General features: G+C 39.4%; 1 pseudogene. It reads left to right on the forward strand.

Annotated features, from left to right (window positions below):
* Positions 1-152 precede the first annotated feature (152 nt).
* Positions 153-365, forward strand: a pseudogene (locus tag AC1DIT_RS28625) (spore coat protein); the annotation flags it as partial.

The raw sequence follows: 365 nt of genomic DNA on the forward strand, positions 1-365 counted from the left end.
GCCGAATATCATGCCAATGATGGATAATAACCAAATGCCGCAAATGATGCCGATGATAGATAGTAACCGATAATAACCAAATGCCGCAAATGATGCCGATGATAGATAGTAACCAAATGCCGMAAATSATGCCRATGATGGATARTAAYCAAATGCCGCAAATGATGCCGATGATGGATARTAAYCAAATGCCGCAAATGATGCCGATGATGGATAATAATCAACCACCRCAAATGATGCCGATGATGGATAGTAATCAAATGCCGMAWATSATGCCRATGATGGATAATAACCAAATGCCGCAAATGATGCCGATGATAGATAGTAACCAAATGCCGAATATCATGCCAATGATGGATAATAAC

It is taken from the genome of Bacillus sp. 05T22 (genome assembly GCF_056396765.1).